The sequence below is a fragment of the Marinagarivorans algicola genome, assembly GCF_001292705.1.
GTDB lineage: Bacteria > Pseudomonadota > Gammaproteobacteria > Pseudomonadales > Cellvibrionaceae > Marinagarivorans > Marinagarivorans algicola.
Genome location: NZ_LGAK01000004.1, coordinates 1 through 21,582, shown reverse-complemented (window position 1 = coordinate 21,582; position 21,582 = coordinate 1). Strand labels below are relative to the sequence as shown.

General features: G+C 48.8%; 21 protein-coding genes. 11 read left to right on the top strand and 10 right to left on the bottom strand.

Features of this window, described 5'->3' with window-relative positions; translation table 11 throughout:
- Positions 1-121 precede the first annotated feature (121 nt).
- Both AC438_RS02020 and AC438_RS02015 read left to right on the top strand, forming a co-directional pair.
- Positions 122-2,641 (top strand): circularly permuted type 2 ATP-grasp protein, encoded by a 2,520-nt coding sequence (locus AC438_RS02020; RefSeq protein WP_053979616.1) that lies wholly within the window; start codon positions 122-124, stop codon positions 2,639-2,641.
- Positions 2,642-2,643: 2 nt separating this feature from the next.
- The gene (locus tag AC438_RS02015) at positions 2,644-3,522 is read left to right on the top strand and encodes a transglutaminase family protein (protein WP_053979615.1); all 879 of its coding nucleotides are present in this window, start codon (positions 2,644-2,646) and stop codon (positions 3,520-3,522) included.
- 20 nt (positions 3,523-3,542) lie between these two features.
- Here the strand turns inward: AC438_RS02015 and ribA are convergent, their stop codons facing one another.
- The 10 genes from ribA to nrdR form a co-directional block, all read right to left on the bottom strand.
- Positions 3,543-4,133: a GTP cyclohydrolase II gene (gene ribA / locus AC438_RS02010; RefSeq protein ID WP_053979614.1), complete on the bottom strand. Its 591-nt coding sequence runs from the start codon at positions 4,131-4,133 to the stop codon at positions 3,543-3,545.
- A 117-nt stretch (positions 4,134-4,250) separates the two neighbouring features.
- Positions 4,251-4,976: a retropepsin-like aspartic protease family protein gene (locus AC438_RS02005; RefSeq protein ID WP_053979613.1), complete on the bottom strand. Its 726-nt coding sequence runs from the start codon at positions 4,974-4,976 to the stop codon at positions 4,251-4,253.
- Positions 4,977-5,013: 37 nt separating this feature from the next.
- Positions 5,014-5,562: a phosphatidylglycerophosphatase A gene (locus tag AC438_RS02000; protein WP_082353889.1), complete on the bottom strand. Its 549-nt coding sequence runs from the start codon at positions 5,560-5,562 to the stop codon at positions 5,014-5,016.
- Positions 5,555-6,511, bottom strand: a complete 957-nt coding sequence (thiL, locus tag AC438_RS01995) for a thiamine-phosphate kinase (RefSeq protein WP_053979612.1) — start codon at positions 6,509-6,511, stop codon at positions 5,555-5,557. Before thiL ends, AC438_RS02000 begins: the two co-directional genes overlap by 8 nt.
- Positions 6,512-6,513: 2 nt before the next feature.
- Complete coding sequence (gene nusB / locus AC438_RS01990) at positions 6,514-6,960, bottom strand: transcription antitermination factor NusB (RefSeq protein ID WP_082353888.1); 447 nt, start codon at positions 6,958-6,960, stop codon at positions 6,514-6,516.
- On the bottom strand, positions 6,960-7,421 hold the full coding sequence (gene ribH, locus AC438_RS01985; protein WP_053979611.1) for a 6,7-dimethyl-8-ribityllumazine synthase: 462 nt from the start codon (positions 7,419-7,421) through the stop codon (positions 6,960-6,962). The genes nusB and ribH overlap by 1 nt, the downstream gene beginning before the upstream one ends.
- A gap of 91 nt (positions 7,422-7,512) precedes the next feature.
- Complete coding sequence (ribBA, locus tag AC438_RS01980) at positions 7,513-8,622, bottom strand: bifunctional 3,4-dihydroxy-2-butanone-4-phosphate synthase/GTP cyclohydrolase II (RefSeq protein ID WP_053979610.1); 1,110 nt, start codon at positions 8,620-8,622, stop codon at positions 7,513-7,515.
- A 102-nt stretch (positions 8,623-8,724) separates the two neighbouring features.
- Positions 8,725-9,381 (bottom strand): riboflavin synthase, encoded by a 657-nt coding sequence (locus tag AC438_RS01975; protein ID WP_053979609.1) that lies wholly within the window; start codon positions 9,379-9,381, stop codon positions 8,725-8,727.
- Complete coding sequence (gene ribD, locus AC438_RS01970; protein WP_053979608.1) at positions 9,363-10,556, bottom strand: bifunctional diaminohydroxyphosphoribosylaminopyrimidine deaminase/5-amino-6-(5-phosphoribosylamino)uracil reductase RibD; 1,194 nt, start codon at positions 10,554-10,556, stop codon at positions 9,363-9,365. The genes AC438_RS01975 and ribD overlap by 19 nt, the downstream gene beginning before the upstream one ends.
- Positions 10,553-11,014 carry a transcriptional regulator NrdR gene (gene nrdR / locus AC438_RS01965; protein ID WP_053979607.1) on the bottom strand — a complete coding sequence of 154 codons (462 nt, stop codon included), beginning with the start codon at positions 11,012-11,014 and terminating at the stop codon, positions 10,553-10,555. The genes ribD and nrdR overlap by 4 nt, the downstream gene beginning before the upstream one ends.
- A gap of 301 nt (positions 11,015-11,315) precedes the next feature.
- Between nrdR and mutL the strand changes: the two genes are divergently transcribed.
- The 9 genes from mutL (at position 11,316) to AC438_RS01920 (ending at position 21,483) form a co-directional block, all read left to right on the top strand.
- Positions 11,316-13,322, top strand: coding sequence for a DNA mismatch repair endonuclease MutL (mutL, locus tag AC438_RS01960; RefSeq protein WP_053979688.1), 2,007 nt, complete (start codon positions 11,316-11,318; stop codon positions 13,320-13,322).
- A gap of 88 nt (positions 13,323-13,410) precedes the next feature.
- Positions 13,411-14,367: a tRNA (adenosine(37)-N6)-dimethylallyltransferase MiaA gene (miaA, locus tag AC438_RS01955; protein ID WP_053979687.1), complete on the top strand. Its 957-nt coding sequence runs from the start codon at positions 13,411-13,413 to the stop codon at positions 14,365-14,367.
- Positions 14,368-14,490: 123 nt separating this feature from the next.
- Positions 14,491-14,748: an RNA chaperone Hfq gene (gene hfq / locus AC438_RS01950; RefSeq protein ID WP_053979606.1), complete on the top strand. Its 258-nt coding sequence runs from the start codon at positions 14,491-14,493 to the stop codon at positions 14,746-14,748.
- Between the two features lie 11 nt (positions 14,749-14,759).
- Positions 14,760-16,061 (top strand): ribosome rescue GTPase HflX, encoded by a 1,302-nt coding sequence (gene hflX / locus AC438_RS01945; protein WP_053979605.1) that lies wholly within the window; start codon positions 14,760-14,762, stop codon positions 16,059-16,061.
- An 80-nt stretch (positions 16,062-16,141) separates the two neighbouring features.
- Positions 16,142-17,365 carry an FtsH protease activity modulator HflK gene (gene hflK, locus AC438_RS01940; protein WP_053979604.1) on the top strand — a complete coding sequence of 408 codons (1,224 nt, stop codon included), beginning with the start codon at positions 16,142-16,144 and terminating at the stop codon, positions 17,363-17,365.
- Entirely contained in the window at positions 17,365-18,252 is an 888-nt protein-coding gene (hflC, locus tag AC438_RS01935) for a protease modulator HflC (RefSeq protein ID WP_053979603.1), read from the top strand. The genes hflK and hflC overlap by 1 nt, the downstream gene beginning before the upstream one ends.
- Before the next feature lie 324 nt (positions 18,253-18,576).
- Positions 18,577-18,762, top strand: coding sequence for a DUF2065 domain-containing protein (locus AC438_RS01930; RefSeq protein WP_053979602.1), 186 nt, complete (start codon positions 18,577-18,579; stop codon positions 18,760-18,762).
- 111 nt (positions 18,763-18,873) lie between these two features.
- A complete protein-coding gene (locus AC438_RS01925) occupies positions 18,874-20,055 on the top strand; it encodes an ATP phosphoribosyltransferase regulatory subunit (RefSeq protein ID WP_053979601.1) in 1,182 nt (393 codons plus the stop codon).
- A 132-nt stretch (positions 20,056-20,187) separates the two neighbouring features.
- Positions 20,188-21,483 carry an adenylosuccinate synthase gene (locus AC438_RS01920; RefSeq protein WP_053979600.1) on the top strand — a complete coding sequence of 432 codons (1,296 nt, stop codon included), beginning with the start codon at positions 20,188-20,190 and terminating at the stop codon, positions 21,481-21,483.
- Positions 21,484-21,582 lie beyond the last annotated feature (99 nt).

Here is a 21,582-nt window from a genome sequence, read left to right as displayed (position 1 = left end):
ATGACAGCTGGCGATCATGATTCTTTTAAGATACGCAGCAATATCCAACTTAATAGATGCCGTAAGCAAGTGGGTGTAATGGCTCACGCGTTAGGCTGATGCTTACCAATAAGGTTGAACTGTGGTTGAATTTACGTATGCTCCGCGCCCAGGCGTGCAAGATGAGGCTTTTGATGCCCAAGGGACGGCGAAGGTACATTGGCAATATCTACTAGAAAGTTTGCAGGCGCTCGGCGCTAAAGGCTTGGCTGATCGGCAAATAAAAGCACAGCGTATTTTGCGCGATGATGGTGCAACGTACAATATTTATAGCGAGCAAAATGCCCCCAATCACGACTGGAAATTGGATTTAACCCCTTCGCTGATTACCAGCCAAAGCTGGGGTGCTATTGAAGCCGGTTTACTTGAGCGCTCTGAACTTTTTAATTTATTTCTAAAAGATATTTATGGTCCGCGCCATTTGATTCGCACGGGTGTGATTCCGCCTGAAGCATTATTTTTGCACCGTGGTTTTTTGCGGCCATGCCAAGGGATTAGCGTACCGGGTGAGCACCAGTTGCTATTGCATTCGGTGGATTTAATTCGTAGTCACACTGGGGAATTACAGGTTTTAACTGATCGTACACAATCACCTAGCGGAGCCGGTTATGCACTCGAAAACCGCACGGTGATGTCACGTGTTTTACCGAGCCTCTTTAGGGATAGCCATGTGCATCGTTTGGCGCAGTTTTTTCAAAAATTACGCACAAAACTAACGGGTTTATGTACCACACAAGATCAACCGCGCATTGTTGTACTCACACCCGGCACGCACAATGAGGCATACTTTGAGCATGCTTACTTGGCAAACTATTTGGGTTTCCATTTAGTACAAAGTGGCGACTTGGTCGTGCGTAATGGCCATGTATGGATGAAGTCGCTCGACGGCTTAAGTCGTGTAGATGTGATTCTACGTCGAGTCGACGATAGCTTTTGCGACCCCGTAGAGCTGCGTGGAGATTCGCAATTAGGTGTGCCTAACTTACTAGAGGTTGTACGTAACGGACGAGTGGTGATTGCCAACCCATTGGGGAGCGGCGTATTAGAAAACCCCATCTTTATTAAATTTTTACCGGTTATTAGCGAAGCGTTATTGGGGCGTAAGCTACGGTTGCCCAGCGTGCCCAGTTATTGGCTGGGAGATGATCATGACTATAATAAAGTGATACACAGTTTTGATGACTGGGTTGTTAAGCCTATTTATCGCGGCGACTCACAAAACAGTGTGTTGGTACGCGAGCTTAGCCAGAAAGCGCGTGAATTGTTTGTGGCCAAAGTCAAAGCCAAGCCCGAACTGTATGTCGCGCAGCCTCCGATCTGTGCGATGCATTTACCCAGTTATATCGATGGCACTTTGGTGCCTAGGCCCTCTATATTGCGTACCTTCAATGTTGCCAGTGGAACGTCTTACACCGCTATGCCCGGCGGCTTAACGCGTATAGGGACGGCCGAAAACACATTTGCCATTTCTAATCAGGCAGGCGCTTATAGTAAAGATACGTGGGTGATTGCGAGTGAGCCTGAGCGCGTTAATACGGCTTTATTGGGCGAGTCACCTACACCGATGCGTGAGGCTGAGCTTATTAGCTTGCCGAGTCGAGTGGTTGAGAATTTATTTTGGATGGGGCGCTATGCCGAGCGGGCCGAGGCGTTGCTGCGTTTATTGCGTACAGTTTTTGTATTATTAAATGGCGAAGAGCCAGTTAGCGAGGTGTGCCGCAGGCAATTATTATTGTGCATTACCGAAACGACATCGATGTTGCCGGGCTTTAAGGATGCAAAAGACAGCCTATTAAATGATCCCGGCGAGGAGCTCATCGCAGCGGTAGCCGACGGCCAGCGCATGGGGAGCGTACGCTCTAATTTAAATGCATTACTGTATTGCGCCGATGAATCGAAAGAGCTTTTATCGAGTGACACACTACGTGTAACCAATGATATTCGCGATGCGTTACATGCCTTGGATGATGATTTAGCCGGTGGTCTGGCTGCTGCACCCGAAGAAGCGCTGGACCCGCTAGTCACAGCGTTAATTGCGCTGTCGGGGTTAGCCCAGGAAAGTATGCTGCGTGGAGTAGGCTGGCGCTTTATGCAGATAGGTCGGCGGCTAGAGCGCACAGTGCAAACCGCCGCGATCATCGAAAACTTATTAGTGGTTGAGGTGAGTGAGCACGATCAAAGTACGTTAATTCAAGCGTTATTATTAACACTCGAAAACTTAATCAGTTATCGCAGGCGCTATCGTGCGCGTATGGGGGTGCAGTCGAGCCTCGACTTAGTTATGTTAGATACCAGTAATCCGCGCTCTTTAATGTTTCAATTAGATGAGCTGAACAAGCACTTGGCACGTTTGCCTAAAATACCTGAAACCCGGCATGAGCTGGCGTTAGAGGAGCGTGCCGCCTTAGAGGCTAAAACGCTGATTAAATTAACCTTGCTTAAAGATTTGAGCACGCGTGAAAATGGCCACCGTAAGATACTCAAAAAGCAATTAAAACAATTAACCGCACTCATGGGTGATGTTAGCGCTTACGTGAGTAATAAATATTTTGATCACAAGGCCAGCTCGCAGCAGTTAGTTAGCCATGGCGTAGGAGAATAGCGGTGCTTTATCGTATTTGCCATATCACAGAGTATCTTTATAACGCTCCTGTATCGCACTGTTATAATTTAGCGCATATTATTCCCCGTACAAGCCATCGGCAAAAGTGCATCAGTAGTGATATTACTCTAGAGCCAGCAGCAGCTTTTAAGTCGATGCGTGATGATTATTTTGGTAATCGTGCTTATCATTTTGAAATTCAGCGCAGCCACAAAAAACTTGTGCTGACGGCGACAAGTAAAGTGGAGACCCGCAAGCAATTTTATGACGATAAATTAGAGGCAAGCGTGACCTGCGCCGAAGCGTGGCAGCTTTTACAGTATACCCACGACGCTGAACTTTTAATGGCCCGCGAGTTTTTATTAGATTCCCCTATGATTAAAATTCAACCCGAGTTACGCGCCTATGCCGAGCCATTATTTACGCCAAATAAGCCTTTGCTGCAAGCCGTTATGGATCTCACCCAAAAAATATTTACAGAATTTGAATACTCACCGGCGAGCACAACCATTGCTACTCCACTCGATGTTGTGCTCAATAGTAAAAAAGGAGTTTGCCAAGACTTTGCACATTTACAAATTGCGTGCTTAAGGGCACTGGGTATACCGGCTAAATATATTTCTGGGTATATCGAGACTCTGCCACCGCCTGGGCAAGAAAAACTCGTGGGTACGGATGCTAGCCACGCTTGGGTTTCGGCCTTTTGCCCCGGTCAAGGCTGGGTAGAGTTTGATCCTACTAACAATAGTATTGCGGCTGAGCAACACATTTTAACGGCTTGGGGGCGTGATTACTTTGATGTTACACCTTTAAAAGGGGTCATTTTTGGTGGTGGTGAAAACCCAATTTTAAATGTATCGGTCGATGTTGCGAGGGTTTAATGGCGGCTCTGAGTGATATTTTATTCGTCAAATAAGTGCCCAAGCTTGCCTTTTTTGGTGGCCAAGTAGTGGGCGTTATGGACGTTGCGGCCTGGATCGTGCTCTAGTCGCTCGGTGATAGTGAGGCCTATTTCTTTCATGGCGGCTATTTTGCGCGGGTTGTTGGTCATGAGCTTAACGGCTTGAATTCCAAGGTGCTCAACCATCGGTTTTAGAATACTGTAGTCACGCATATCAGCGGCAAAACCGAGTTTTTCGTTCGCTTGCACGGTGTCCATCCCTTGGTCTTGTAAATGATAGGCTTTGACTTTATTGAGCAGGCCAATGCCTCGGCCTTCTTGGCGAAGATAGAAAAGGGCGCCACGGCCTTGTGCGGCAATTTTTTGCATGGCAGATTGCAATTGTGCGCCGCAATCACAGCGTAAACTAAACAGCGAGTCTCCAGTGAGGCACTCGGAATGGATGCGCGCTAGCACGGGCTCTGGCGTTGCTACATCGCCAATCGTGAGCACTACGTGCTCTTTATTGCTAACGTTATCGGCAAAGCCGTGCATAGTAAAGGTGCCATAAGGGGTGGGTAGTTTACAGGTGTCGACGTAGGTAATGGTCACTCTTTAGCCTTAAAATGGTAAAACGATAGGTTGCTGAAAAATGAAAGCAGTATTACTCAAAAGCTATAGCATTTAAATCGGTTAATACAGCGGATGAATATATTTTTGATCATGGGCTTAATATTTAGCTTGTAGTGTCATTGTGGTGTTTTCTATACGCATATTGACACGGCTTAGGTAACTATTGCCTAGCAATATCATTTGTGGAAAGCGGCCTATAATGACCAATGCTTGTACGTTAGTTAATAGCACATCGCCCACAGCAACAGAGCTTAATACAACTTGATGCGCTTGGGTATTCCCTTTTGCGGTTTCTACGTCAACGATAGGTGCTGTTTGAAAATTAATCCCTAGCTGGGTGGCAGTAAACGAGTTGAGCGTTACCCGTGTTGCACCAGTATCAATCATCAGTTCGACCCAGCGATTATTAATGCGGCCAGAGGTTAAAAAATGACCTCCTTGCTGGCTATACAGCTGTACACTCGCGAGGTTATCATCAGTGTGTAAAGCGGCATAATTAGCACCCACTTGGTGAGTTAGGTTGAGTTTAGAGATGACGCCATTGTATTCTATTTGGGCGTACTGGCTTGTCGCGCGCAATAAGGTGATACCTTCGGGTGTGCTTTTGCCTTCTTTTAATAAGTGAGCTTGGCCGTTAACCTCAAGTACAGCGCGGCCTGCAAATAAGCCTTTCACAATAATATGATTGGCGCTTAGTACCGGTGAGCTATGAGTGCTGTTTTGTGAGTTATTGCTTGGTGTGCTGCTGTATCCGTTGTGGCTGTACCCCATACCGGTAAGGCCCCAGTAGGCCATAATCAAAAAAGCTTTCAGCTGGCGCATTGTTTACCTCAAGTGATGCTAGCTGGGCGCGGATTCGCTAAGCTAGCCAATAGGCTACACCTTGCAAGCACGCGAGTGCCGCAAGGCCGGCCAGTACGTCGTCAAACATAATGCCAAAACCGCCGTGTATGTACTTGTCGGCTAGGCTAATAGGCCAAGGTTTTAGCATGTCAAAAAAGCGAAACAGCACAAAGCCTAGTACTAGCCAAGGCCAGCCTGTGGGTACGGCAATTAGGGTGATCCATAAACCCACGAATTCATCCCAGACGATACCCCCGTGATCATGGACGTTGAGCCATTTAGAGGCTTGTGCACATAAATACACGCCAATGATAAATGTTATCGCTATAACAGCTAGATAAGTATAGAGCGATAAAGGCTGAAGTAACAAAAATAATGGTATGGCCGCAACCGTACCTGCCGTGCCCGGTGCTTTAGGCATGAGTCCACTACCAAAGCCAAACGCTAAAAACGCGATGGGGTTTTTAAGCAGTTGCTTAAAGCTCGGTTGTGGCCGCCCCTTGGCGTCTATAGCGAATATAGTCGTATTACTAGAGGCGTTGTGCGATGGCGTTGGGCTATTCAAAATGTTTATATCCTTCTATGTCAAAGGCCATCGTTTTCCCTTTATTTACCATATAAATTTCGGGCTTGTGGGTGATTTTTCCGATGGCGGTCGCGTTGATGCGGTCGCTTTTAATCCAGGTTTCGAGTGTGGCAACCTGCGCGCGCGGCACGGTTACACACAGCTCGTAGTCATCGCCGCCACTAATCGCCCAAGCAAGCGCTTTATCGCGGCTGACCTTGTTGCCCCAATAGGGGCTTAAGGGAATACGGTTTACATCAATGAGCGCACCAACACCGCTGGCTTGGCAAATATGACTGAGATCGGCATACAGGCCATCAGAAATATCAATGCCCGCATGGGCAATGGTGCTGAGTAAGCGGCCTTCTTTGATGCGAGGTGTGGGTTTGTAAAAGCGATCGACAAGATAGTCTTGTGCGGCTTTGCGTACGGTGATATTTTGCTGTAACACCGCAAGTGCAGCAGCGCCGTCACCTAAACTGCCGGTAACATAAATAATATCGTCGGGTTGGGCGCCACTGCGACACAGCGCTTGGCCCGGTGTAATACTGCCGTGTACTTGCACGGTAATAGTGAGCGGCCCGCGAGTGATATCGCCACCCACCAGAGTGCACTGATGCGTATCGGCAAACTCTAACAACCCATCACAAAAATCGCCTACCCATTGTTGATTAGCGTTTGGCAAGGTGAGCCCTAAGGTAAACCATAGCGGCTCGGCACCCATAGCGGCTAGATCGCTTAAGGCGGTGGCTAGTGCGCGGGTGGCAATGCGCTTGGCGGGTGCGCCTTTGGGGAAGTGGGTACCCTCAACAAGGGTGTCCATTGACACCGCCAGTTGTTTGCCTGCCGGCGGTATCAGTAATGCGCAGTCATCACCAATGCCTAGCGCCACTGAGTCGTTGATAATGGCCTTAGCAAAATTTTGGCGAATTAACGCAAACTCATCCATGCCTAGGCTCGATGTTTGGCTTCGGCTTCACGTAAACGCGGAGCCACTTTATCGAGTACGCCATTCACAAATTTATGGCTATCGGTAGCGCCAAAGCGCTTGGCTAAGTTGACGGCCTCGTTGATCACCACTTTATAAGGCACATCAATGCGAAAGCGTAATTCGTAGACCGATAACCGCAAAATGGCCAGGCTAATAGGGTCTATTTCTTCGAGTGCTAGATCGGTGACATAGGGCAAGAAGTCGGTTTCTAACACTTGAATATTCGCCGGTACTTGATGAATGAGCTCGTGCATGTAGTCGACATCGACTTTGCTCATGTCATTATCGGTGCGATATTCCGCTTCAATAATGTTTAAGTGCGCTTTGGTCATTTGCCACTGGTAAAGTGCTTGCATAGCATAGTGACGGGCTTTGCTACGCAAGGCGGGCATTGGGTTCTGAGACATTATAATTTCCCTAACAAAGAGACCATTTCTAAGGCGGTACTCGCAGCTTCACAGCCTTTATTGCCTGCTTTTGTGCCACTGCGCTCAATAGCTTGCTCAATGCTATCAACGGTTAATACACCAAAGGTAATGGGTAAACCGGTATTGAGTGAAACCTGCGCCAACCCTTTGGTGCACTCGCCTGCCACATAGTCAAAATGCGGTGTGCCGCCGCGAATGACTGCGCCTAAGGCAATGATGGCATCGTATTTATTGCTTTGTGCAATTTTTTGCGCGGCAATAGGAAATTCAAAAGCACCGGGGGCATAAATGATGTCGATATTCGCCTCATCAATACCGTGGCGCTTAAGAGTATCAAGGGCGCCGTCTTTTAAGTGCTCAACAACAAAGCTGTTCCAGCGGCTAACCAAGAGTGCATATTTGCCCTCGGAATTTTTGAAATCGCCTTCGATAATATTCATGGTGTGTTCTCTTGTCTAAAATTTTTAATATTGTGTATAGGGTAAACCCAAGGCTCAAGCGTCGGAGCCTTGGGTGGTATGGTGGGTTGGATTATTGGTTTTGAATGTACTCGGTCACTTCTAAATTAAAGCCCGATAGCGCGCTAAACTTGAACGGTGCACTCATGAGGCGCATTTTACTTACACCTAAATCTTTAAGAATTTGCGAGCCGGTACCCACTTGCTTATAGGCGACTTCGGCTTTGGGATGATTTTTGCGACCACTAATTAAACCGTCTATGCTGTCTTCGATTTCTTCGGTGGTTTCGCTATGGCAAATAAGAACCACCACACCTGCACCCTCGCTGGCTACTTTTTGCATGGCGGCATAAAAGCTCCAATTATTGCGGGTATCGGTATCGGGCAAAATCCCCAGTACGTCGCGCGCGGTTGAACCTACATGCACACGTACAAGTGTTGGGTTGGTCGCATCCACGTTGCCTTTGATAAAGGCAAAATGATGTTCGCTGCGGGCGCTATCAATGTAGGTTTTGAGGGTGAATTCGCCGTGCTCGGTTTGTACTTTGCGCTCGTTGGTGCAGTGTACGGTTTTTTCTTCGACGGTGCGGTATTGGATAAGGTCGGCAATGGTGCCGATCTTAAGCTGGTGCTCTTTTGCAAAGGCTTCTAAGTCGTTGCGTCGGGCCATACTGCCATCGTCGTTCATGATTTCGACAATCACGGCGGCAGGCTCAAAACCCGCTAAGCGCGCTAAGTCGCAGCCCGCTTCGGTATGGCCTGCACGGCTGAGTACGCCACCGGCTTCGGCCATGAGTGGAAAAATATGGCCCGGTTGCACGATGTCTTTGGCGCTGGCGCCTTGCTTAACGGCAGCCAGTACAGTCTGCGCGCGATCGGCCGCGCTAATACCGGTCGTCACGCCTACGGCAGCCTCAATACTCACGGTAAAGTTAGTGGCGTGAGCGGCGTGGTTATCGCGTACCATCAATGGCAGCTCTAACTGGCGACACCGTTGCTGGCTGAGGGTCAGGCAAATCAAGCCGCGCGCATGCTTGGCCATAAAATTGATGTCTTCGGGTCGTACTTTTTCGGCGGCCATAATAAGGTCGCCTTCATTTTCGCGGTCTTCGTCATCCATCAAAACAACCATTTTACCTTGGCGGATATCTTCGATGAGCTCAGCGGGTGTATTCAGTTCCACAGCATGCCTCTTGGGGTTTTGGTGCGTTGATGTTATGTTTTTTTAAATTTTGTACTTGTTAATGCAGGGTCTTTTAAATGAATAGCCCTGAAAAAGTGGCGTCTATCGCATAAAGCCATGCTCAGTCAAAAAACCTTCGGTAAGCGTTGCTTTAGGTTCGGCGGCTTGTTCGCCAAGCATTAAGCGCTCTAAGTAGCGCGCCAGTACGTCAACTTCTAAATTAACATGGCTGCCTGCTTGGTAGTGGCCAATCACGGTTTTTTCAAGCGTGTGAGGCACAATATTTAGCTCAAAATCACAGCCGTTGACTGCATTAACAGTCAGGCTGGTGCCATCGATGGTGATAGAGCCTTTATGGGCAATATACTTGGCCAGTGTTTTCGGGGCGCGTAATGTGAAGCGCTCACTGCGGGCGTCGGGCTGGCGGTTAATGACTTCACCAATACCATCAACATGGCCGCTCACAATATGGCCGCCTAAGCGTGTTTGCGGAGTAAGGGCTTTTTCGAGGTTAACCACTTTACCGACTTGCCAATTGGCCACGGTTGTGAAATTGATGGTCTCGTTAGATACATCAGCCCAGTAACCTTGGCCACTGAGTTTTACCACTGTGAGGCAAACGCCATTTGTGGCAATGGAGTCGCCCAATTGCACGTCGCTCCAGTCGAGCGAGGGGGCTTGAATATGTAAGCGTAGGTCGCCGTTTTTAGGCTCGGCGGCGGCAATAGTACCAAGGGCTTCTACAATTCCGGTGAACATACGGGCTCCTGTGTTGGGATATTGTTATGCGCATAAGGCACTGCGATATTATGCGGGTAGGCAACAATACGCCAATCATTACCGACTTGGGTCATGCTGTTGAGGGTTAAATCAATATTTTGGCTCATCTGGCTTAGTGGTAATTCAAAAAGGGGTTTACCGGCACTGCCCATGAGCTTGCTTGCCATATAGATGACGACTTCATCAATCAACCCTGCTTGCATAAATGCACCGGCGAGTGTGGGGCCGGCTTCTATTAATACTTCGTTGTGCTGGCGTGTGCCAAGTTGGTCAATCAGTGCTGCTAAATCTACATGCTGGTTCTTTGTGGAGTTCACTAGCGACCATACTGCGGCACCGCCATGAGCACTTGTGTTTTGGGTACTGGCAAATACGGTATTGTTTGGCTGTTGCAAAATTTTCGCATTAAGAGGGGTGCGCAGTGTGCTATCGACCACAATGCGCAGAGGTTGACGTGGGTGGCTATCGGCACCCAACTGGCTAACAGCGTGTACAATATTGGGGCTGCGCACGGTCAGGGCGGGGTTATCGGCCACTACTGTGCCGCTGCCGGTAATAATACTGCAGCTGCGTGCGCGCAGCTTTTGCACGTCTTCGCGGGCGGCGCTGCCGGTAATCCATTGGCTTTCGCCGCTAGCCATGGCCGTGCGGCCATCTAAGCTCATGGCTAATTTGCAGCGCACATAAGGTAAACCGGTGAGCATGCGCTTGATAAAGCCTGGGTTGAGTGCGAGAGCTTGCGACTCGAGCACGGGGCCGCGTACGTGTATACCGGCATCGCGTAAGCGCTGCAAGCCTTGACCGGCGACTTGGGGGTTGGGGTCTTGCATGCCATAAACCACTTCGACAACACCGGCGTCTATTAACGCTTGGCTGCAGGGGCCTGTGCGCCCTTGATGGTTGCAAGGCTCCAGTGTGACATAGGCGCTAGAGCCGTGCGCCTGCGCGCCTGCGGCCGCTAAAGCATTAATCTCGGCATGGCCTTGACCGGCACGTATATGAAAACCTTCAGCCACGACGGCACCGGCTTTGACTAAGACACAGCCAACGCGTGGGTTGGGCGTGGTGGTGTACAAGCCTTGCTCGGCAAGTGTCAGTGCGCGAGTCATGTACTCAGCGTCAAGATGAGCGTGGCAGTTAGGGGCGGCACTCATGATGAGGGGCTCTTTTCTAGGCGGTCTAATTCGGCACGAAATTCATCGATGTCTTTAAAGCTGCGATAAACCGAAGCAAAGCGTACGTAAGCCACGCCGTCGAGATCGCGCAAGACTTCCATGACTTTTTCGCCCACAATGCGCGAGTCCACTTCGCGCTCGCCTAAGCTTTGTAAAAAGTATTTGATTTGGTTGATCGCGGTTTCTATGGCTTCTACGCTGACGGGGCGTTTTTCGAGGGCGCGTTGTAAGCCGGCGCGCAATTTGGCCTCGTCAAAGGGTTGTCTTGAGCCATCTTGTTTGATGACGCGTGGCAATAAAAGCTCGGCCATTTCAAAGGTTGTAAAGCGCTCTTTGCATTGCTGGCACTCACGGCGACGGCGCACTTGTCCGCCTTCAGCCACAAGGCGAGAATCCACAACTTTGGTGTCGGCCGCTTGGCAAAATGGACAATGCATGAGGGTGGCTCCGGCACTCAGAAAAATGGGAAATTATTCTAGCATAAATCGTGCTCAGCGCCTTACCACTTTTGCGCTATAGCACTGGCTGAGTTGTCGTCTTTGAATGGTGTGATATGCAACAAATAAAAGATGCGGTGGCTTTAAGTATTATAGGGCGTTAATGGGCTTTATTAACGTCATGCGCGCATGTGATGCGGAGTCACTTTTATGCGAATGTGGACTAATGGTTGGTGACTTTATTCGCTCTCGCCTTCAATACCCGTTAAAATCGCTACCTCAATTTTATCGGTGTCCTCTCATGTCAGAAATCAATCTACTCTCGCCACGCTTGGCCAACCAAATTGCTGCGGGTGAAGTGGTGGAGCGCCCGGCATCGGTGATTAAAGAAGTCCTAGAAAACAGTCTTGATGCCGGTGCCAATCAGTTAGATGTCGAAATTGAAGGCGGTGGTGTTAAATTGATGCGGGTGCGTGATAATGGTTTGGGGATTGGTAAAGATGATTTATCGCTGGCTTTGGCCCGCCATGCCACCAGTAAAATTGAGGACCTAGATGATTTAGAAGCGGTGGCAACACTGGGTTTTAGGGGCGAAGCACTAGCCAGTATTAGCTCGGTTTCGCGGTTAGAGTTAACGAGCTGCCATCATAAAGCTGAGCATGCATGGATGGTGAAAGCCGAAGGCCGTGATATGCAAGCACAGGTTGTGCCTGCTGCACATCCTGTAGGTACTACGGTTGAGGTACGCGATTTATTTTTTAATACGCCTGCACGGCGTAAATTTTTGCGTAAAGAGGCCACCGAATATGGTCGTGTCGAAGATGTTTTGAAGCGCTTAGCCTTATCGCGCTTTGGTGTAGGTTTTAGCCTGAAAAACAATGGCCGTGTTATTCATAGTTGGCGGCCGGCAACCACGCAAGCTGAGCAAGAGCGGCGTGTTGCGCAAATTTGTGGTCCGGCTTTTATGGGGAGCACTGTTCATATTGACATTGAGCGCGCCGGTTTGCGCTTGTGGGGCTGGGTGGCGCTGCCTACTTTTTCGCGTAGCCAAGCCGACTTGCAGCATTTTTTTGTCAATGGTCGCGCCATTAAAGACAAACTGGTGACTCATGCTGTGCGACAAGCCTACCAAGATGTGCTGTACCACGGGCGTCATCCTGCTTATGTGCTGTATTTAGAGGTGGACCCCTCAAGCGTTGATGTGAATGTCCACCCAACCAAACATGAAGTACGCTTTAGAGATGGTCGCTTGGTGCATGATTTTATTTTTAGCAGTTTGCACAAAGCTTTAGCCGATGTACGACCAGAGGCCAGCACCGCACCCACAACCGCAGCAGCAACAGGCTTATCGGGTACAGGCTCGTCATCGTCAAATAATAACGGTGCGCCACATGCGGCGGATATTTTACAGCAAGCTCCTACACAATCAGCGCTAGACCTAAGCGCTAATGCTGGCGTTAATATGGGTGCGCATGGTGTTAGCTCTGCCGATTTTACAGCAAGCCCCACGAGCAACTTCAATAATAACGGCTCGAATAATGATGCGAATAACAGCGGTGCATCAGCCGGTGGTGAGCGTCGAGGCTATGCGCCGAAGCCTGGCAATATTGATGCAGCGATGCCTGTTAGCGAGCAAATTGCCGCCTATGCACATTTAACGCAAGGTGGCGCGCCATCGCACAGCGCTCAAAATTTAGCGCAGGTAGCGGCGAGCGATAGCGCCGTGCCACCTTTAGGTTTTGCCATTGCGCAGCTCAAGGGCATTTATATTCTGGCTGAAAACGCTAACGGAATGATTATTGTGGACACCCATGCCGCGCATGAGCGCATTACCTACGAAAGCATGAAAAAACAATGCGCAGCCAGCGGTATTCAAAGCCAGCCTTTATTAGTACCGCAAAGTATTGCCGTAAGCGAAAAAGAGGCCAACTACGCCGATGAAAATATCGAACTATTTACACGCTTGGGTTTTGAATTGCAGCGCGCAGGCCCGGAATCTTTGGTGATTAAGCAGGTGCCTGTCATGCTTAACCGCGCCGATGTGGAAGTACTACTGCGTGATGTGCTGTCGGATCTTATTGAGTTTGGTATGAGCGAACGCATTCAGCACAAAATGAATGAAATACTGGGTACCATGGCTTGTCACGGTAGTGTGCGCGCCAATCGTAAGCTTACTATTCCAGAGATGAATGCATTACTGCGTGATATGGAGGCCACTGAGCGCAGTGGCCAGTGTAATCATGGCCGTCCAACTTGGACGCAGCTGTCGCTCAATGAGCTTGACGGTTTATTTATGAGAGGTCAGTAGTGGTCAAGGGGCAGTTTTTGATGAGGAATTGGTTGTGAGTGATGTAATACAGAATGATGCAGCACAAAAGCCCCGTGTACTCACGTTAATGGGTCCCACAGCAGCCGGTAAAACCGATTTAGCGATTGCCTTGGTTGAGCATGCCAATGCCGAAATTATTAGCGTGGACTCGGCCCTTGTGTATCGAGGCATGGATATCGGTTCGGCAAAACCCAATGCTGCAGAGTTGGCGCGCGCACCGCATAGGCTGATTGATATACTCGACCCCAGCGAGGTTTATAATGCTGCCGATTTTTGTCGCGATGCCACTTGGCATATCGAAGATATTCTGGCCACAGGCAAAACACCTTTGTTAGTGGGTGGCTCAATGTTGTATTTTAAAGCGCTCCTTGAGGGGTTATCGGATATGCCCGCTTCAGACCCTAAAGTGCGCGCCCAAATTAATGCTCTGGCGCTCGAGCATGGTTGGCCGTATGTACATGCGGTGTTAGCAAAAGCAGATCCTGTGTGTGCCGCACGCATCCATCCTAACCATTCACAGCGTATAAGCCGAGCGCTAGAGGTTTATCGGTGCTCGGGTAAAGCGATGAGCCAGTTACAAGCCGAGCAAAATGAAGATCGTTTGGTGCTAGAAGGTAACGGCTTGTTAGATAAGTATCACTGGGTTCAAATGGCTATTGCGCCGCAAGAGCGTACGATTTTGCATCAGCGTATCGCATTGCGTTTTAATAAAATGGCCGATTTAGGCTTTTTAGAAGAAATGAAGGGCTTAATGGCGCGTGATGATCTAACCTATGACACGCCATCGATGCGCGCTGTAGGTTATCGGCAGGCTTGGGAGCACCTGAGCGGTCAATATGACTATGAAACTTTTCTTGAAAAAGGCATCGTAGCTACACGCCAATTAGCAAAACGACAATTGACATGGTTAAGGGGCTGGCACGATTTAAGCTGGGTCTATACTCAGGACAGCACCGGTAAAATGTTAAGTTGTGATGAAATTTTAGCCAAAGCCTTGAAACTTATGGCGGCTAGAACCATATAATGTAAATGGTGCCTAATGCGTCCCGCTTGGCGGTGAAAACGCAGTTTATTACAGGTTTATGCGGCCAAAAGCCCAAAGCGATCTGTTTTTATTATTTTTATAAATCCTTACAAGGAGAGCCTTATGTCAAAAGGGCATAGTCTACAAGACCCTTACCTCAATATTCTGCGCAAAGAGCGTGTGCCGGTTTCCATTTACTTGGTTAACGGTATTAAGCTGCAAGGCCAAGTTGAGTCTTTTGATCAGTTTGTGGTACTACTCAAAAACACCGTAAGCCAAATGGTTTACAAACATGCTATATCGACCGTGGTGCCTTCGCGTCCAGTTCGTGTGCCTATGATTAACCCTGATGCGCCTGAAGAGAACTCTGAGGCTGAATAACGAGGTCTGTATTGTTCTTTGATCGTCCTAAATCGGGTGAGCTATCTATTCTGGTCCACATCGATATCTATGAAGAAAGAGGCACCAGCGATCCACGAGAATTTGAAGAGTTAGCATTGTCTGCTGGGGCCGATCCAGTGGCGATGTTGACTGGCGCCCGCTCTACGCCAACTGCGCGTTATTTTGTGGGTACCGGTAAACTCGATGAATTAAAAGCTTTAGTGCAAGAGCACGAGGCTGAGCTGGTTATTTTTAATCACACTTTACGCCCTAGCCAAGAGCGCAACTTGGAGGCCGTATTGCAGTGTCGCGTGCTTGACCGCACCTCGCTTATTTTGGATATTTTTGCCCAGCGTGCACGTACCCATGAAGGCAAGTTGCAGGTTGAATTAGCGCAACTGCAGCATGTGGCGACCCGCTTAATTCGTGGCTGGACGCACCTTGAGCGCCAAAAAGGCGGTATTGGCATGCGAGGCCCAGGTGAAACCCAGCTAGAAACAGACCGCCGTTTATTGCGTGAGCGTATTAAAAGCATTCAAGCGAGGCTCGAAAAGGTGCGTAAGCAGCGCGACCAAGGTCGTCGTTCGCGAACGCGTGCGGATATTCCGGTGGTGTCCTTAGTGGGCTATACCAACGCGGGCAAGTCGACCTTATTTAACGCTATTACACATGCGGATGTTTATGCCGAAAACCAACTGTTTGCTACGCTCGACCCTACTATGCGTCGTGTTGAGCTGGATGATGTGGGTGCTGTAATTTTGGCCGATACCGTCGGCTTTATTAGTCGCTTACCGCACAAGTTGGTCGAGGCTTTTAGAGCGACGCTTGAAGAGGCTGCTAGCGCTGATTTGTTGCTGCATATTATCGATGCGGCCGACGCCGAGCGCCTGCGTAACATTGATGAGGTGCAAAAGGTGCTCGAGGAAATTGGTGCCAGTGAAATCCCTCAGCTATTGGTATATAACAAAATAGACTTACTCAGTGATATGGAGCCACGCTTAGATCGTAATGATCAAGGTATACCTGTTGCGGTGTGGCTAAGCGCGCAAAAAAAGGAAGGGCTCGCACTATTAGAGCAAGCGATCAGCGAGCTCGTAGGCACGAATATGTGCCACGGGCGTGTGTATTTAGCCCCCACAATGGGGAGCTTACGCGCACGCTTTCATCGTGCGAATGCGGTATTAAATGAACAATACTTAGACGATGGTCGTTGTGAACTCGAACTGCGATTGCCAGAGATTGATTTCAGCCGTATTCTGGCTGCAGAATCGGCGACGCCCGAACTGACTGGCTGGCTGCCCATTAGCGCGTGAGTGCGCTAACGTTAAGGTACCCAGCGAACAATAATGCATAACCAATACTCATTTAATCTGATCTCATAACGGAGAACATTATGGCCTGGAATGAACCGGGGAATTCCGGAGGAAGCTCTGGTAATGACGGCAAAAATAATGGTGGTGACAACGAGGGCAGTAAAGATCCTTGGGGTAACCGCAATCACAACAATAATAGCGACGGCCCACCGGATTTTGACGAGATAGTGCGCAACCTCTTTGGCGCCTTTACAGGTAAAAAAGGTGGTGGTAACCGTGGTGGTGGCGGTAATGCCAACAGCAACGGCAGCTTGCCTTTAGCCCCTATGATAATCTTAGTGGCTGTTATTGCTGTTGTGACATTTATCGGCAAGGGCTTTGGTGTGGTGAATGAACAAGAGCGCGCGGTGGTGTTGCGTTTCGGCTCGTACGTTGAAACCAAAGGCCCAGGCTTGCGTTGGAACCCGCCGCTGATTGATAAAGTTTTTACCGAAAATGTTACGCGGGTACGTTTGTGGAGTACTCAAGAAGAGATGCTCACCAAAGATTTAAACATCGTCGATATTAAATTATCAGTGCAATACAGCATTGATAGCGCAGAAGACTTCATTTTACGCGTGAAGTCCCCAATCGATAGCTTGCAACAAGCGGCTAACAGCGCGCTACGCCATGTTGTTGGTTCGGCGCTAATGCACGATGTATTAACCGAAGGTCGCGCGGCCATTGCGATCGAGGTAAGAAGCCGCTTACAAGAGTACCTCAATGCTTACACGACTGGTATTTTGGTGGATAAAGTCAATATCGAAGATTCTAATCCACCCAAGCAAGTCCAAGGTGCTTTTGATGATGTGATTAAAGCGCGCGAAGATGAAGAGCGCTTTCAGAACGAAGCCCAATCGTATGCTAATGGCGTTGTACCGCAGGCCGAAGGTGAATCTGCCCGCATGATCGAAGCCGCTCGCGCTTATAAAGATGAAGTCATTGCTCGCGCCGAAGGTGAAGCGAACCGCTTTGAGCTATTGCTAACGGAGTATAAAAAAGCGCCTGAAGTTACGCGTCAACGCTTGTACTTAGAGGCCGTGCAAGAGGTTATGGAAAAGAGCAGTAAAGTCATGGTCGATGTAGAAGGCGGCAACAACATGATGTACGTACCGCTCGATAAACTTATGGAGGCGAGCAACGTAGCTGCCAGTGAGGGCCGTCGTGGTTTTACTCGCCAAGAAATCGAGCAGCTCACTAATCATATTAAAAGTGAAATTTTAAATGATCTTCCCGATTCAACTAGCCGCAGGAGTGGTCGCTAATGTCTGGTAAGTCTATGTTTGCGCTAATCATCGCGCTCGTCACACTCATTATTGGCGCTAACTCGTTATATATTGTTAATGAATTTGAGCGCGCGGTAGAGCTGCGTTTAGGTCGTGTTAACAATGATGATGTCGCGCATGGTTTGCACGTAAAAGTGCCCTTTATTGACTCAGTCAAAAAATTTGATGCGCGTATTCTAACCTTAGATGCCCCGTCTGAGCGCTTTTTAACGCTCGAGAAAAAGAGTATGGAAGTCGACTCGTTTGCCAAGTGGCGCATTGTTGACGTGAAGAAGTTCTATACCGCCACCAACGGTGAAATTGACCGTGCTCGTAGCTTGCTAAGTCAGCGCATCAATGAGGAGCTGCGTAACCAATTTGCCTTGCGTAGCTTACAAGAGGTGGTGAGCGGGCAGCGTGATGAGTTGATGGATGCTATTAAAAACGAGCTCAATAAGTTCTCGGATACATCGTTGGGTATTCAGGTGGTTGATGTGCGCGTAAAGCGTATCGATTTACCCAAAGAGGTGAGCGAGCCGGTTTTTCGTCGTATGCAAGCCGAGCGTGAGCGCGAAGCCAATGAGCATCGTGCATTGGGTCAAAAGCAAGCACAAATTATTCGCGCTGCTGCCGATCGTAGCGCAACCGTTGAATTAGCTGAAGGTTATCGTGATGCTGAAAAATTGCGTGGTGAAGGGGATGCATTGGCGGCAGATATTTATGCGAAAGCGTACAGTCAAGACCCTGAGTTTTATGCGTTTGTGCGTAGTCTGCAAGCGTATCGCAGTGCTTTTGCGCACAAGCAAGACATGATGTTGATTGATCCGAAAAGTGATTTCTTCCGCTACTTTAAGTCATCAACTGGCGAGTTACCCGTACAGCCCTAGTGACACATCGTAACATCGGGGTGCGTGCTCAAAAAATGACGACGACGTAAATAACCTGAGGTTATTGGTCGTAATTGCCGTTTTTTTCGCCTAAAGCATTTTTACCCGCTGCAAAGGGTGCTAAAATGCCGCAACCGAGCTCGCAAGGCTCGGTTTTTTTGTGCCAGAAATATGGCCGCGCTACTTTTAGCTAAGTAAAAAGTGGTTCAGTAAAACTGGTTAAGGCAAGCGGCTAGGCACAAGCAGCTAGGTTAAAACTACTAACACCCTTGCGGTAAGCCAAGCGCAGACATTGAAGTGGCACATTAGAGGCATTAGAGGCTCATGCTTGATACCTTTTTACAGGCAGTATGCCTAGTATTAATACTGGAAGGCATTGTGCCTTTTTTACACCCCGGCCGCTGGCGTAGACTCGTGGCGCAGTTAGCTGCAATTAGTGATAAGCAACTACGCATTATTGGGCTAGCGAGTATGCTGATTGGTGCAGGTGCTTTATTTTTAATTAATTAAACACCTTTTGGCGCGTAAGACGCGGTGCTTTTCAAAGCAACAGTGCTGAGTGAATACGTGCGAGACAAACTCGTTATAACTTTAAAACTTTTAACCACAAGAACATACAACATGACTCAAGTCGATCGCTGGATGTTGCCTGACGGCATAGAAGAAATACTCCCCGAAGAGGCGCATCATATAGAGGCCTTGCGCCGACGCGTTCTCGATTTGTTTCAGCGTTGGGGTTATGATCTGATTATCCCCTCAATGGCTGAATTTACAGATTCGCTATTAATTGGTTTGGGGCAAGACCTAGACCTTCAAACTTTTAAAGTCACGGATCAGCTTAGTGGTCGCTCGCTGGGGATTCGTGCAGACATTACCCCGCAGGCGGCGCGTATTGATGCCCATAGTTTGCGCCGTGAAGGAATCAATCGCTTGTGTTACGCCGGCCATGTTTTGTACACGCGCCCTAAAAGTGCGCTGGCCAGTCGCAACCCACTGCAAGTGGGTGTTGAGCTTTTTGGTGATGATAGTTTAGAGGCTGATATCGAAGTTGTCTCCTTACTACTAAGCACCCTCAAAGAGGCTGATCTAGCTGATTTACATATTGACCTAGGCCATGTGGGGATTTTCCGTGCGCTAGCGTCTGAGGCCGCGTTAAGTACTGCCCAAGAAAAAGAATTCTTTGACTTATTACAAGCTAAAGCCATGGCTGACATTACCCGCTGGGTTGATACAAATTTGGCGGCGAGTCCTGCAGCGCCTTGGCTCAAAGCATTACCCAAGTTAGCCGGCTCAGCCAGTGTATTAGGCGAAGCAAAAGACGTTTTTGCCAATGCGCCCTCGAGTGTACGCAAAGCCTTAGATGAGCTGATTATATTGGCGGAAACCCTAGCCGAGCGCTATCCGCAAGCGCATTTGTATTTTGACTTGAGTGAGTTGCGTGGCTATCACTATCATACAGGCATCGTATTTGCCGCCTTCTCTGCCGGTGCTGGCGAAGCAATTGCGACCGGTGGCCGCTATGACCACATTGGCGAAGTCTTTGGTCGTGCACGTTCGGCAACAGGCTTTAATGCCAACCTAGTGGCTTTAAAGCGTTTGGCACAGCCATCTTGCGATTTACCGCAAGGTATTTTCGCGGTGCATTCAGCGCACCCTACACAATGGCAAGCCGTAGAGGCATTGCGCAATCAGGGCGAGCGCGTGGTCTGCGGCGCAAGTTGGCAAACAAAGCCGAAAGATTATCAAGTGTGCGACCGCATTTTGGTCGAGCGCGATGGTGTCTTTGAACTCGAAGACCTTTAAATTTTGAACGGTGGCCACTCCAGCATAAAAGAGTGGCTGCTTGTTTCGTTTACGTAAGACTGGTCGTGGCTGCTTTAGTTTTTAAAGTGGGTGGCGACATAATTTTCACAGACAAACAGAGCGCAGTATTAAATGGGCAAGAATGTTGTTGTTCTCGGCACCCAATGGGGTGACGAGGGAAAAGGCAAAATCGTTGACTTACTTACCGAGCAAGTCAAATACGTTGCACGTTTTCAAGGAGGCCACAATGCGGGTCATACTTTGGTTATCGAAGGCAAAAAAACCGTCTTGCACTTGATTCCATCAGGTATTTTGCATGACGGCGTAACCTGTTTAATTGGCAATGGTGTGGTATTAGCGCCCGACGCCTTAATGAAAGAGATCGCCGAACTCGAAGAAAACAACGTGCCGGTACGTGAGCGATTACGTTTATCGCCAGCATGCCCGTTGATTTTGCCGTATCACGTTGCCCTAGACCAAGCGCGTGAAGTGGCGCGTGGTGCCGATAAACTGGGCACGACAGGCCGAGGCATTGGCCCCGCTTACGAAGACAAAGTGGCCCGTCGTGGTTTACGCTTAGGCGACTTACTCGATAAAGAAAACTTTGCTACTAAGCTTAAAGAGGTGATGGAGTATCACAACCATGTACTGACGAGCTACTTTGGTGCTGAAGCCGTCAGCTATGAAGACACCTTGGCCGAGGCTTATCGTTTAGGCGAAGAGATGCGTCCCATGATTGTCGACGTGACCGATGTGCTGCATACCGCGCGCGAAGCTGGCGAGCATATCTTATTCGAAGGCGCGCAAGGGTCTTTATTAGATATTGATCACGGGACTTACCCGTATGTCACGTCATCAAATACAACCGCTGGTGGTGTTGCTACCGGTAGTGGTTTTGGTCCGTTATATCTTGATTACGTATTGGGTATTACCAAAGCGTACACCACACGTGTAGGTTCTGGCCCTTTCCCTACAGAGCTAGACTGTAACGTCGGTGAGCACTTAGGTGTTAAAGGTCATGAGTTTGGCGCTACAACAGGCCGTAAGCGCCGCACCGGTTGGTTTGATGCCATTGCTGTACGCCATGCTGTACGCATTAATAGCATTAGCGGTATGTGCTTAACCAAGCTTGATGTTTTAGATGGCCTAAAAGAAGTTAAAATTTGTATAGGTTACAAAAACAGCCAAGGTCAAGATGTGGGTATTCCGTGTGATGCCGCCGGCTGGGAAGATATTCAGCCCGTTTACGAAAGCATGCCCGGCTGGAGCGAAAACACCTTTGGTGTACAGGATATCAATAGCTTACCGCAGACCGCACGCAACTATATTAAGCGCTTAGAAGAGTTAACCGGCACCCCTGTTGATATCGTATCAACAGGCCCTGATCGCGTAGAGACTATTGTATTGAGGCATCCGTTTGAAGTGTAATATTTAGCTTTATGTTGATGTCAAAAAAGCCGAGCAATAGGCTTAATGCTGATCGTTTAAGCTAATTGAACGATCTTTCAAAGGGCTCATAATAGGCTG

Excerpts from the sequence above, each read along its gene's own strand:
- nrdR (WP_053979607.1), bottom strand. The coding sequence starts at position 11,014 with ATGCATTGTCCATTTTGCCAAGCGGCCGACACCAAAGTTGTGGATTCT.
- ribD (WP_053979608.1), bottom strand. The coding sequence starts at position 10,556 with ATGAGTGCCGCCCCTAACTGCCACGCTCATCTTGACGCTGAGTACATG.
- ribH (WP_053979611.1), bottom strand. The coding sequence starts at position 7,421 with ATGAATATTATCGAAGGCGATTTCAAAAATTCCGAGGGCAAATATGCA.
- miaA (WP_053979687.1), top strand. The coding sequence starts at position 13,411 with ATGGGTCCCACAGCAGCCGGTAAAACCGATTTAGCGATTGCCTTGGTT.
- AC438_RS01925 (WP_053979601.1), top strand. The coding sequence starts at position 18,874 with ATGACTCAAGTCGATCGCTGGATGTTGCCTGACGGCATAGAAGAAATA.
- hflC (WP_053979603.1), top strand. The coding sequence starts at position 17,365 with ATGTCTGGTAAGTCTATGTTTGCGCTAATCATCGCGCTCGTCACACTC.
- AC438_RS01930 (WP_053979602.1), top strand. The coding sequence starts at position 18,577 with ATGCTTGATACCTTTTTACAGGCAGTATGCCTAGTATTAATACTGGAA.
- AC438_RS02005 (WP_053979613.1), bottom strand. The coding sequence starts at position 4,976 with ATGCGCCAGCTGAAAGCTTTTTTGATTATGGCCTACTGGGGCCTTACC.
- nusB (WP_082353888.1), bottom strand. The coding sequence starts at position 6,960 with ATGTCTCAGAACCCAATGCCCGCCTTGCGTAGCAAAGCCCGTCACTAT.
- mutL (WP_053979688.1), top strand. The coding sequence starts at position 11,316 with ATGTCAGAAATCAATCTACTCTCGCCACGCTTGGCCAACCAAATTGCT.
- thiL (WP_053979612.1), bottom strand. The coding sequence starts at position 6,511 with ATGGATGAGTTTGCGTTAATTCGCCAAAATTTTGCTAAGGCCATTATC.
- hfq (WP_053979606.1), top strand. The coding sequence starts at position 14,491 with ATGTCAAAAGGGCATAGTCTACAAGACCCTTACCTCAATATTCTGCGC.
- AC438_RS01920 (WP_053979600.1), top strand. The coding sequence starts at position 20,188 with ATGGGCAAGAATGTTGTTGTTCTCGGCACCCAATGGGGTGACGAGGGA.
- hflK (WP_053979604.1), top strand. The coding sequence starts at position 16,142 with ATGGCCTGGAATGAACCGGGGAATTCCGGAGGAAGCTCTGGTAATGAC.
- AC438_RS01975 (WP_053979609.1), bottom strand. The coding sequence starts at position 9,381 with ATGTTCACCGGAATTGTAGAAGCCCTTGGTACTATTGCCGCCGCCGAG.